Source organism: Kitasatospora sp. NPDC004240, from assembly GCF_053603215.1.
The window spans coordinates 51,408-61,635 of record NZ_JBSGFD010000031.1; the positions used below are offsets into that span (position 1 = coordinate 51,408).

Below are 10,228 nucleotides of genomic sequence, written 5' to 3' on the forward strand. Positions count from 1 at the left end.
GCACGGCCCCGAACCGTCGCGGGGGCGGGTGTCCCCGCAGGGATGATCCCCGGCTCGGAGGCGGTCAAACGGGCCCGTCGACGCCGGGGGTTGAGGTGCCGTCACGGCGGGGTATCAACCGGGCGGGACCGCAGTACCTGAGGGGCAGTCATGCAGCAGCAGTGGTTCACCGGCCCGCTCGCCTCCTTCGACACCGAGACCACCGGGGTGGACGTCGAGACCGATCGCATCGTCTCGGCCGCCCTGGTGGTCCAGCACGCCCCCGGCACGGCCCCGCGGACGCTGACCTGGCTGGCCGACCCGGGGGTGCCGATCCCGGAGGCGGCCCGCGCGGTGCACGGCATATCCGACGACCGGGTGCGGGTGCACGGCCGGCCGCCGCGCACGGTGGTGGCGGAGATAGCGCGGGCGCTGGGCGAACAGGCCCGGGCGGGGCGGCCGCTGGTGGTGATGAACGCGCCGTACGACCTGACGCTGCTGGACCGGGAGTTGCGCCGGCACCGGGGGGCCTCGCTGGCGGAGGCGCTGGGCGCGGCGGAGCTGCTGGTGATGGATCCGCGGGTGCTGGACAAGCACGTGGACCGCTACCGCAAGGGCCGGCGGACGCTGACCGATCTGTGCGCGCACTACGGGGTGGAGCTGACCGGGGCGCACGACGCCTCGGCGGACGCGGCGGCGGCGATGGGGCTGGTACGGGCGATCGGCGAGCGCTACCCGGTGGCGCTGGGCGGGCTCTCGCCGGCCGAGCTGCACCTGCGGCAGGCGGTCTGGCACGCGGCGCAGGCCCGGGGGTTGCAGAACTGGTTCGAGCGCTCGGGCAGTGCGGAGCGGGTGGACTTCTCCTGGCCGCTGCGACCGGCGCGGTGCGGCTGCGGGCGGCGGTTGTCGCCGGAGCACAGCTGCGAGGTGGCGGCCTAGGCCCGCTGCGGCGGCCGCGTTCTCCGCGGCGGTTCCCGGTCGTTCCGGGTACGCAGCAGGCCCTGACCGGTCTCCCGATCAGGGCCTGCGTGCTGTCCGGTGGGCGATACTGGGATCGAACCAGTGACCCCTTCGGTGTGAACGAAGTGCTCTCCCGCTGAGCTAATCGCCCGGGCAACGAGATGAACAGTAGCACTGTTCGGGGGGTGTCGTACAACCGGCTTCCGGCGGTGCGCCGACGGCCGGACAGATCTCGCGGCCGGCGCGGAACATGACTGACCCTCAGTTCGTGCGGTGTTTCCGGGTATCCGTCGGACAATCCCCCGATTACTGACGGAGTATCCGACGATAGGGCAATCGGATTTCCCCCTGAATAGCCGTAAGGCCCAGTCGATAATCGACTGGGCCTTACGTCACACAATGCATTCCGGTGGGCGATACTGGGATCGAACCAGTGACCCCTTCGGTGTGAACGAAGTGCTCTCCCGCTGAGCTAATCGCCCGGGTGCAGGGAAAACATTACCGCATCCCGGGGGGTGCTCCGAACCACCCCGCCCCCGGGCGCCCGCCGGCCCGCCGGCCGGACTCAGGCCTTGTCGATCTTCCATGGCATGGTCAGCCCGTACTTCCACAGGTACCAGCCGCCGAGGGCGGCGATCACGGTCACGCCGATCACGGTGAGGATGATGTTGCGACGGCGCACCTTCGGGTCCAGGGCCTTCTGCGCGGCCTCGGACACCTTGCGGCGGGTCCAGCGCAGGGCCAGCTGGGCCCAGACGAACTCGGTCGCCCAGATGCCCATGCCCAGGAAGATGACCACCCAGCCCGGGCCGGGCAACGGCAGCATGATCACGCCGAGCACCACCACGGCGAGGCCGATCAGGAAGACGGCCACCTGCCAGCTCAGGTGCAGCGGGCGCGAGCGCCGGATGAAGTGCGGGGCCCGCGAGCCCAGCGGGCGGCCCTCCTCGGCGGCCGGCGCCCCCTCGGCGCCCCCGTCCTCCGGCCCGCCGCCCTGCTTCTCCGCACCGGTGTCGTCACTCACGACCCCATCCCCCGTTCTCGCGTTGTCGCGGACGTCGTCGCCCGCCGTGTCGCCGACCTTGTCGCTTCGTACAGCCATGCCAGGAAACTAGCCGAGATCCGGGCCGGTATTGGCCCGCCGTGCGCCGCGCGCCGATTCCGCAATGCGCCGGAAGGGGTACGACTCGCCCTCGAATCGGGACAGAGGGGTTTACATCGGTCGTGGAGGTGGGATGGTCCGTTCGCCGACGTGCGATTCCCCGAGCGCACACTGAGCGAAAGGCCATGGCGCTTATGAACACCACGGTCAGCTGCGAGCTGCACCTGCGCCTCATCGTGTCCAGCGAGTCCTCGCTGCCCGTCCCCGCGGGCCTGCGCTACGACACCGCCGACCCCTATGCCGTGCACGCCACCTTCCACACCGGTGCCGACGAGACCGTGGAGTGGGTGTTCGCCCGAGATCTCCTTGCGGAGGGGCTGCACCGACCGACCGGGACCGGCGACGTCCGGGTGTGGCCGTCGCGCAGCCACGGCCAAGGAGTGGTCTGCATCGCGCTGAGCTCTCCGGAAGGAGAAGCCCTGCTGGAGGCCCCGGCCCGGGCGCTTGAGTCGTTCCTCAAGCGGACGGACGCCGCGGTGCCCCCCGGCACCGAACACCGCCACTTCGACCTCGACCGGGAGCTGTCCCACATCCTCGCCGAAAGCTGACCCCGACCGGAGGCGGTCCGCCCCGCTGCCGGCGGGGCCGTACCCCCTGCCGTCACGCAGCCGTCCTACTCGGGGGCACGGCAGCAGACTCAGCCGCGCGCGACGCGGCCTCGGGGCCCGCCCCGGTCCGTCCCCACCGGGGCCGGACCGGGGTTCCGTGGACGCCCGGCACCGGAGCCGGTCACCCAGCAGGGTGACCGGCCTCGCTGCCGGGCGCTCTCGTCCGTGCACAACCGTTCACTCCTCGCACACTTCTCCGTACGAAGCGGCCGCCCTCGGCGAGCACGGCCCGGTAAGGTCATGGGTGACCGTAGACGCGGGGTGCCGTCGGCCCCCTCCGCGCGAGGAGCCTCCCGTGCTGATCACCCATGACACCGAGTGCGCCCTGGGCATCCTCGTCGAGCTGCTCAACACCGCTCCCGAGGTGTGCGGCACCGAGCTGCTGCCCGACGTGGCCGCGCTGGACGCCTTCGTGGTCCGCCGCGAGATCAGCGAGATCGACTCGCTGACCGAGGAGGACCTGCGCACGGTGCACGAGCTGCGCACCCGGCTGCGCGAGGTGTTCGGCACCGAGTCCACCGCGGAGGCCGCGGAGCTGGTCAACGCGCTGGTCGCGGCCGCGGGCACGACGCCCCGGCTGACCGACCACGACCACCACGGCTGGCACATCCACTACTTCGCCCCGCACTCCGCCCTCGCCGACCACCTGGCCGCCGAGCTGGGCATGGCGCTCGCCTTCATCCTGATGGCGGGCGAGCGCGAGCGGCTGCGCCGGTGCGAGGCGCCGGACTGCGCACGGGTCTTCGTGGACCTCTCGCGCAACCGCTCGCGCCGCTACTGCGACAGCCGCACCTGCGGCAACCGGCTGCACGTCGCCGCGTACCGGGCACGCCAGCGCTCGGCGGACGCCGTCCCGTCCGCCTGAGCTCCGGACGGCCGGGCCAGGCCGTCCGGACAGGGCTCCGGCGGTTCAGATGCCGCGCCGGCGCAGGATCTCCTCGACATCGGCGAACTCTCCGAGCTCGGCGTCCTGCTTCTTCCGCGCCTTCGGCCGGGCCGCGGCCTGCCCGGCCGGGCGCTCCGGGGTGGCCGCGACGGCCGGACGGGCGGCCGCGCCCGTCGCCTCCGCGGGCCCCGCGGCCCCGTCCACCGCCCGGCGGCGGTCCACCCGGCGGACGACGAGCAGCAGGGTCGTCGAGACGGCCAGCATCGCCAGGCCCGTCCAGACCGCGGGGTCGAACACCAGGCCGGTGGCCCAGTCACCGAACGCCTCCGCGATCGTGCGGGCCAGCGGGAAGAGACCGGACAGGTAGAGCCCGGCGGGCAGCAGGGCCACGGCGAACCAGCGGACGGCGGAGCGGTAGCGCCGCCGGTACGCCCGCAGGCCGGCCACGGCCAGCCCGCCGGCGGTGAGCGCGAAGCTGATCGCCGCGGTCAGCACGGCCCCTCCCGGTGACGCCGCGTCCCGGTCGTTGAGCTGATCATCGGACCTCCCGTCGGCCTGGCCCCGGGGCACCGCGCCCTGGCGCGGGGCTCACTAGTGGAACACTGGGGGCATGATCGAAGGTTCCCTCCCCCGGCTCGAACTCTGGTGCGAGCTCCAGTGCCCGGACTGCCGCACCGCCCTGGACGACGTCCGCGCACTGCGCGCCGAATTCGGCGACGCGCTGGCGATCGAGCTGCGCCACTTCCCGCTGGAGAAGCACAAGCACGCGTACGCGGCGGCGCAGGCCGCCGAGGAGGCGTTCGCCCAGGGCCTCGGCTGGCCGTACGTGGAGGCGCTGCTGGACCGGGTCGAGGAGCTCGACGCGCGCGGCGAGGAGGTGCTGCTGGAGGTCGCCCGCGAGGTCGGGGTGGACGCCGAGGAGGTCGACACCGCGCTGATCGACGGCCGGCACACGCTGATCGTGGACGCCGACCAGGCCGAGGGCCGGGCCATCGGGGTCAAGGGCACGCCGACCTATGTGATCGCCGGGCGCACACTCGACGGGAGCAAGGACCAGAGCGGCCTGCGGGCCGAGATCGCCGCCGTCCTCCGGGAGGCCGGGGCGAACTGACGGTCCGTCCGGTCGCTCAGAGCAGCGACTTGCCGTAGATCCGGTTGGTGATCCGGTAGCCGAGCGAGTCGTAGAGCCGGATCGCGACCTCGTTGCCGGTGAAGACGTTCAGGCCGAGGTCGCGGACCCCGGCGGCCAGGCACTCGCGCTCGGCGAGCAGCATCAGCGACCGGCCGTGTCCGTGGCCGCGGTGGGACTCGGCCACCTCCACCACCATCACCCAGGCGAGCGGGTGGCCGCCGGGCAGGTCCCGGACCCGCAGGGCGAGCCAGAGCGCGCCGAGCGGGTCCGGCCCGTCGCCGAAGAGCCGGCGCAGGGCGACGCCCGGGGTGTCCGCGCCCTGGGGCAGCAGGTGGAGGTGGTCGGCGTCCGACTTGGCGCGGGCCTGCTCCTCGCTGAGGCCGGAGGTCCGCAGATCGGCGAGGTAGCCCTCCTTGGCGACCGCCAGCCACGCGGGGAACTCCTCGGCGCCGATCCGGCGGGCGCCGACCCCGGGGGGCAGGTCGGGCGCGACGGTGAGGTGCTTGGCCATGTTCCGCATCCGCTCGCCGTAGCCGAGGGTGGCGGCGAGGCCGCGCGCGGCGGTCGCGGCCTCGGGGATGTCGGCGTCCACCCGGGTGCAGCCCCAGCCGCGCAGCACCTCCTCCGCGGCCAGTCCGGCGAAGGTGCCGCGGCCCCGGCCGCGCCCCTCGTGGACCTCCAACTCCGAGATCTCACCCCAGAGTTGGGGGCCACGTGGAACGCTGCTGGTGCGCAGCACACCGACCGGGCGGCCGTTGGCGCAGATCTGCCAGCGTCTGGTGCGGCCGCCGTTCGGGGTGGGCGTCTCGGGGCCTTCGGGGCGCAGTGTGGTGGTCATGTGAGGGTCCCTTCCCCGGCCCGCCGGTGTTCTATCCCGCGGGCCTCCCCCGCCCGTCACACCCTTGCCCCGGCCCGCCGGATCACGGGTCCAGGTCGTCGCCGCTGCGCTCGGCGAAGACGGCCATGGCCTTGGCGGTGACCGGGCCGGGGCCGGCGAGTTCGCGCTCGTCGACCCGGGTGACGGCCTGGACGTCGCGCAGCGTGGAGGTGAGGAAGATCTCCTCGGCCTCGTGCAGCACGTCCAGCGGCAGGTCGGTCTCCTCGGCGCCGCACCAGTCGATAACCAGCCGGCGGGTGATGCCGGCCAGGCAGCCGGAGGCGAGGGTGGGGGTGAGCAGGCGTCCGCCGAGGACGACGAAGACGTTGGAGCCGGTGCCCTCGCAGAGCCGTCCGGCGGTGTTGGCGAAGAGGGCCTCGGAGGCGCGGGCACGGTGGGCGGCGGCGAGGGCGACCACGTTCTCGGCGTACGAGGTGGTCTTCAGGCCGGCGACGGCGCTGTGCTCGTTGCGCCGCCAGGGGACGACGGCGACGGCGGTGGTGTCGGGACGGCGGGCGGCGGTGCCGAGGGAGACCACCAGGGTGGGGGCGTCGTCGCCGCGCTCGGAGCCGAGCGGGGCGGTACCGCCGGTGTACGTGACACGCAGCCGGCCGAGCGGCATCGGGTTGGCGGCGAGGACCTGCGCGCAGCCCTCGCGGACCCGGTCGTGGTCGGGGTCGGGCAGGCCGAGGCCGCGGGCGGAGCGGGTGAGCCGGTCGAGGTGGCGGGTGAGGGCGAACGCCCGTCCGTCGACGGCCTTCATGGTCTCGAAGACGCCGTCGCCGGTGGTCAGCCCGTGGTCGAGGACGGACAGGGCGGGGTCGGCGGAGTCGACGAGGGTGCCGTTGACCCAGCTCTTGGTGGGGTTCTGCATCGAGGGCTGCTCCTTGTGGGGTGCCGCGGCGCCGGGGCGTGCTGCGGCCCGGCGGTCACCGCGGCTCAGCTGGTGCCGGTGCCCGACGCTATCGCGACCAGCCGGGCGGCCTTGAGTTCGGTTTCCGCCCATTCGCGTTCGGGGTCGGAGTCCCAGGTGATGCCGGCGCCGGTGCCGAAGCGCAGCAGGGGCGCCCCGGGGTCGGTCCGGTCGATCCAGAACGTCCGGATGCCGACGGCGAGTTCGCCGGTGCCGCGGTCGGCGTCGACCCAGCCGACCGCACCGCAGTAGGGGCCGCGGGGGGCGGTCTCCAGGGCGTCGATGATGCGCAGGGCGCTGGACTTGGGGGCGCCGGTGACGGAGCCGGGCGGGAAGGTGGCGTCGAAGAGGGCGGGCCAGCCGGCGTCGGGGCGCAGGGTGCCCTGGACGGTGGAGACCAGGTGGACCAGGCCGGGGTGCTTCTCGACGGCGCAGAGGTCGGGAACGGTGACGGTGCCGGTGGCGCAGACGCGTCCGAGGTCGTTGCGGACCAGGTCGACGATCATCACGTTCTCGGCGTGGTCCTTGTCGAGCAGGTCGTCCTCGGTGCGGCCGGTGCCCTTGATCGGGCCGGAGAGGACGGTGCGGCCGTCGCGGCGCAGGTAGAGCTCGGGTGAGGCGGTGGCGATCTCGACCCCGTGGTCGGGCAGGCGGATCGTTCCGGCGTAGGGGGCGGGGTTGCCGTGGGCGAGCAGGCCGGTGAGGGCGTCGATGTCGGTGCGGTCCGGATCGGGCAGCGACGCGGTGAGGACGCGGCAGAGGTTGGCCTGGTAGACCTCGCCGGCCGCGATGTGCTCGCGGATGCGGCGCACGCCCGCGGTGTAGGCGGCGCGGTCGAGGGAGCTGTGCCAGCCGTCCGGGCGCGGCCCCCGCCAGCCGGCGGTGGCGGGCGGGGCGGGGTCGGGGCGCACGTGGTCGAAGCGGGCGCAGGTCAGCCGGCCCTCGAAGTCGTACGCGACGGCCCAGTGGCCGGTGGAGTCGAGGGCGGCCGGGTCCGAGGTGACGTCGCGCAGTCCGGTGGCGAGGAGGCCGCCGAAGCGGGCGAGCGGGGTGCGGGGGGTGGTGGGGCCGGACACGGTTCTCCTGCGCGGGCTTGCTCGGTGGTGCTCGGGTGCGGTGCCTGAAGTGTAGGTCGGGGGGCGTGGGGCGCCCGGGGGTCTCGCGCGGGCGTGCGCCGGGTGACCTGCGGGTGTCACTCAGGGTGCCGCGGCGCCGCGTGTGCGCCGGTCCGTCGGGGGCGTCGGAGGGCCTCCCGGGAGCGCCCCCGCGGCACGCTGCGGGAACGGATTTTTAGCTGGCCCGGGAATCCGCTAGAGTTCAACACGTCGCCAGGGAGCGCAGCCGAGAAAAACGGTGAAGATCCCGGGAGACAGGCGGACGTGGCTCAGTTGGTAGAGCATCACCTTGCCAAGGTGAGGGTCGCGAGTTCGAATCTCGTCGTCCGCTCGATGAAGGACAGTGTAAGATCGTTCTTCGAGTGTTGCCTGGTGGAGTGGCCGAGAGGCGAGGCAACGGCCTGCAAAGCCGTCTACACGGGTTCAAATCCCGTCTCCACCTCCAAGAGGTGCCCCCGGTTCGCCGGGAGCCCTCCCCGCGCGATTAGCTCAGCGGGAGAGCACTACCTTGACACGGTAGGGGTCACTGGTTCAATCCCAGTATCGCGCACGTCGGGCCCTCCGGGGTCCGCTGCAAGAACGCCACACCAGGCGCGATTAGCTCAGCGGGAGAGCACTACCTTGACACGGTAGGGGTCACTGGTTCAATCCCAGTATCGCGCACGTCGGGCCCTCCGGGGTCCGCTGCAAGAACGCCACACCAGGCGCGATTAGCTCAGCGGGAGAGCACTACCTTGACACGGTAGGGGTCACTGGTTCAATCCCAGTATCGCGCACAGGAGCAGAGGCCGTGATCCTTGAGAATCACGGCCTCTCTGGCGTTTCCGCAGGTCACAGGCGCTTTCAGGTCCGGGCGCATCCAGCGGCTCCGGCGGGTGCGGGAACGCGGAAGAGCCGCGTACGGACGCCCTCACCGACATCCGTACGCGGCGTCTCCGCCCACCGGGGTGCTCTGCGCACCGCTCTCGCCCGTCCGCGAGTCATCGCGGGCGCGGCCTTCCCCGGCCGGCACCGGCTCCCCGTCCCCAGGGGATCAGTGCCCGTCCCATGGCGTGCCTGACACCGGCGTGCCTGACACGCTCTATCGACCGATCAGCGCGGCGACGGCCTGGGCCTGGTTCGCCATCTGCTCCCAGCCGCCGAAGAGTGCCACCAGCAGGATCGCGCAGGGCAGGGCCATGGCGAGGGCCACGGCCGGGTGCCTGGTCCGCTCCGCCTGACCGTACGGGCCGGGCGTGCTCTGGACGAAGGCCGGCCGGCGGCGCCGGGGGGCTCCCGTGAGCTGCTGTGCCATGCCCGTACTCCTGAGTCCTGGGTGGTGCCTTCGGCGCCTGTTGGTCGGTCGACGTTGCCGCGGTGGACGGATTACCTCGGGGGACGAGCGCCCCGCCCACCGCTGAGGACAACGCTATGGCGCGGGGCCGGGAAGGACGTCATGCCCTCGTACTGTTCTGCGGGCATCCCCGAGGATGACCCCCGGACCCGGGGAGTACTACCGCAGGGGGAGACGATCTCGACCGCATCCCCGAGGCAACCCTGAGAGCGGACCCCGAGAAACCCTTTCCCGGCCCGCCGACCTGGCCTTCCGAGCAGCGTTCGCACACGATCGGTGCAAGATCGGACTATCGCACGGAGGCCACGGGTGTTGCGTATCAGCACACCGCAGCGGCCAGTCCGTAAGCTGTGCCCGACAGGAACTGACGGCGCCCCAACCGACGGGGCCTCACCCACGGGCTGACGGGAACGAAGATGGCGATGATGCGGCTGAGGCGTGAGGACCCCCGCATCGTCGGTCCGTACCGCCTGCACCGGCGGCTGGGAGCCGGCGGCATGGGCGTGGTCTTCCTCGGCTCCGACCGGCGGGGGCAGCGGGTGGCGCTCAAGCTCATCCGCGCCGAGCTCGCCGAGGACATCGAGTTCCGGACCCGCTTCGCCCGCGAGATCGCCGCCGCCTCCCGGATCCGCGGCGGCTGCACCGCGCGCGTGGTCGGCTCCGACATCGAGGCCGACCGGCCCTGGCTCGCCACCGCGTACGTGCCCGGCCCCTCGCTGTACAAGCGGGTCGGCGACGAGGGCCCGCTCGGCTGGCCGGAGGCCGCCCGGATCGGGGCCGCGCTGGCCGACGGACTGGTCAAGGTGCACGAGGCCGGGGTCGTCCACCGGGACCTCAAGCCCTCCAACATCCTGCTGTCGCCCCGCGGCCCGCGGATCATCGACTTCGGTATCGCCTGGTCGCGCGGCGCCAGCACGCTCACCCACGTCGGCACGGCGGTCGGCTCCCCCGGCTTCCTGGCGCCCGAGCAGGTGCGCGGCGCGGCCGTCACCCCGGCCACCGACGTGTTCGCCTTCGGCGCGACCCTGGCGTACGCGCTCACCGGGGACACCCCGTTCGGCTCGGGGGCGTCCTCCGAGGTGATGCTGTACCGGGTCGTCCACGAGGAGCCCGACCTGTCGGCGATCCCGCCGCAGCTCGCGCCGCTGATCCGGGCCTGCCTGGCCAAGGAGCCGGGCGAGCGGCCCAGCGCGGCCGCCCTGCACGAGCGGCTGAGCGAGCTGGCGGCGCGCGGCGCGGCCGCGGCGGCCACCGGCGCGGTCC

Annotated in this window: 11 protein-coding genes and 7 tRNA genes; 10 read left to right on the plus strand and 8 right to left on the minus strand. The window is 73.2% G+C overall.

Going from position 1 to position 10,228, the window contains the following annotated elements; genetic code table 11:
- Positions 1–150 precede the first annotated feature (150 nt).
- A complete protein-coding gene (locus ACWEQL_RS11295; protein WP_452149960.1) occupies positions 151–918 on the plus strand; it encodes an exonuclease domain-containing protein in 768 nt (255 codons plus the stop codon).
- A gap of 100 nt (positions 919–1,018) precedes the next feature.
- Here ACWEQL_RS11295 and ACWEQL_RS11300 read toward each other — a convergent pair.
- The 3 genes from ACWEQL_RS11300 to ACWEQL_RS11310 all read right to left on the minus strand — a co-directional run bounded on the left by ACWEQL_RS11300 (position 1,019) and on the right by ACWEQL_RS11310 (position 1,873).
- A tRNA-Val gene (locus ACWEQL_RS11300) sits at positions 1,019–1,090 on the minus strand.
- A gap of 259 nt (positions 1,091–1,349) precedes the next feature.
- Positions 1,350–1,421 (minus strand) — tRNA-Val (locus ACWEQL_RS11305).
- An 83-nt stretch (positions 1,422–1,504) separates the two neighbouring features.
- Positions 1,505–1,873, minus strand: coding sequence for a TIGR02611 family protein (locus tag ACWEQL_RS11310; protein WP_452149972.1), 369 nt, complete (start codon positions 1,871–1,873; stop codon positions 1,505–1,507).
- Positions 1,874–2,235: 362 nt separating this feature from the next.
- Between ACWEQL_RS11310 and ACWEQL_RS11315 the strand changes: the two genes are divergently transcribed.
- Both ACWEQL_RS11315 and ACWEQL_RS11320 read left to right on the plus strand, forming a co-directional pair.
- Positions 2,236–2,649: an SsgA family sporulation/cell division regulator gene (locus ACWEQL_RS11315; RefSeq protein ID WP_030056266.1), complete on the plus strand. Its 414-nt coding sequence runs from the start codon at positions 2,236–2,238 to the stop codon at positions 2,647–2,649.
- Between the two features lie 355 nt (positions 2,650–3,004).
- Positions 3,005–3,574, plus strand: coding sequence for a CGNR zinc finger domain-containing protein (locus tag ACWEQL_RS11320; RefSeq protein ID WP_452149961.1), 570 nt, complete (start codon positions 3,005–3,007; stop codon positions 3,572–3,574).
- A gap of 45 nt (positions 3,575–3,619) precedes the next feature.
- Here ACWEQL_RS11320 and ACWEQL_RS11325 read toward each other — a convergent pair whose 3' ends face one another.
- On the minus strand, positions 3,620–4,090 hold the full coding sequence (locus ACWEQL_RS11325) for a hypothetical protein (protein WP_452149962.1): 471 nt from the start codon (positions 4,088–4,090) through the stop codon (positions 3,620–3,622).
- Positions 4,091–4,205: 115 nt separating this feature from the next.
- Between ACWEQL_RS11325 and ACWEQL_RS11330 the strand changes: the two genes are divergently transcribed.
- A complete protein-coding gene (locus ACWEQL_RS11330; RefSeq protein WP_452149963.1) occupies positions 4,206–4,706 on the plus strand; it encodes a DsbA family protein in 501 nt (166 codons plus the stop codon).
- A 16-nt stretch (positions 4,707–4,722) separates the two neighbouring features.
- Here ACWEQL_RS11330 and ACWEQL_RS11335 read toward each other — a convergent pair whose 3' ends face one another.
- From ACWEQL_RS11335 to ACWEQL_RS11345, 3 genes are all read right to left on the minus strand, one after another.
- On the minus strand, positions 4,723–5,565 hold the full coding sequence (locus ACWEQL_RS11335; protein ID WP_452149964.1) for a GNAT family N-acetyltransferase: 843 nt from the start codon (positions 5,563–5,565) through the stop codon (positions 4,723–4,725).
- Between the two features lie 82 nt (positions 5,566–5,647).
- Positions 5,648–6,478, minus strand: a complete 831-nt coding sequence (locus tag ACWEQL_RS11340) for an aminotransferase class IV (RefSeq protein WP_452149965.1) — start codon at positions 6,476–6,478, stop codon at positions 5,648–5,650.
- A 65-nt stretch (positions 6,479–6,543) separates the two neighbouring features.
- Positions 6,544–7,593 carry a chorismate-binding protein gene (locus ACWEQL_RS11345; protein ID WP_452149966.1) on the minus strand — a complete coding sequence of 350 codons (1,050 nt, stop codon included), beginning with the start codon at positions 7,591–7,593 and terminating at the stop codon, positions 6,544–6,546.
- A 297-nt stretch (positions 7,594–7,890) separates the two neighbouring features.
- On the opposite strand from ACWEQL_RS11345, the gene ACWEQL_RS11350 reads away from it, so the two are divergent.
- The 5 genes from ACWEQL_RS11350 (at position 7,891) to ACWEQL_RS11370 (ending at position 8,408) form a co-directional block, all read left to right on the plus strand.
- Positions 7,891–7,963: transfer RNA gene (locus ACWEQL_RS11350), tRNA-Gly, on the plus strand.
- A 40-nt stretch (positions 7,964–8,003) separates the two neighbouring features.
- Positions 8,004–8,077: transfer RNA gene (locus ACWEQL_RS11355), tRNA-Cys, on the plus strand.
- A gap of 33 nt (positions 8,078–8,110) precedes the next feature.
- A tRNA-Val gene (locus tag ACWEQL_RS11360) sits at positions 8,111–8,182 on the plus strand.
- Positions 8,183–8,223: 41 nt separating this feature from the next.
- A tRNA-Val gene (locus ACWEQL_RS11365) sits at positions 8,224–8,295 on the plus strand.
- 41 nt (positions 8,296–8,336) lie between these two features.
- Positions 8,337–8,408: transfer RNA gene (locus tag ACWEQL_RS11370), tRNA-Val, on the plus strand.
- Positions 8,409–8,713: 305 nt separating this feature from the next.
- Here the strand turns inward: ACWEQL_RS11370 and ACWEQL_RS11375 are convergent.
- Positions 8,714–8,926, minus strand: a complete 213-nt coding sequence (locus ACWEQL_RS11375) for a hypothetical protein (RefSeq protein WP_452149967.1) — start codon at positions 8,924–8,926, stop codon at positions 8,714–8,716.
- Positions 8,927–9,381: 455 nt separating this feature from the next.
- Here ACWEQL_RS11375 and ACWEQL_RS11380 point away from each other — a divergent pair.
- A partial coding sequence (locus ACWEQL_RS11380; RefSeq protein ID WP_452149968.1) for a serine/threonine-protein kinase occupies positions 9,382–10,228 on the plus strand: 847 nt, incomplete at its 3' end.

Bases quoted from the DNA above. Each gene is read 5' to 3' on its own strand.
- ACWEQL_RS11295 (WP_452149960.1), top strand. From the start codon at position 151: ATGCAGCAGCAGTGGTTCACCGGCCCGCTCGCCTCCTTCGACACCGAG.
- ACWEQL_RS11315 (WP_030056266.1), top strand. From the start codon at position 2,236: ATGAACACCACGGTCAGCTGCGAGCTGCACCTGCGCCTCATCGTGTCC.
- ACWEQL_RS11330 (WP_452149963.1), top strand. From the start codon at position 4,206: ATGATCGAAGGTTCCCTCCCCCGGCTCGAACTCTGGTGCGAGCTCCAG.
- ACWEQL_RS11335 (WP_452149964.1), bottom strand. From the start codon at position 5,565: ATGACCACCACACTGCGCCCCGAAGGCCCCGAGACGCCCACCCCGAAC.
- ACWEQL_RS11340 (WP_452149965.1), bottom strand. From the start codon at position 6,478: ATGCAGAACCCCACCAAGAGCTGGGTCAACGGCACCCTCGTCGACTCC.
- ACWEQL_RS11375 (WP_452149967.1), bottom strand. From the start codon at position 8,926: ATGGCACAGCAGCTCACGGGAGCCCCCCGGCGCCGCCGGCCGGCCTTC.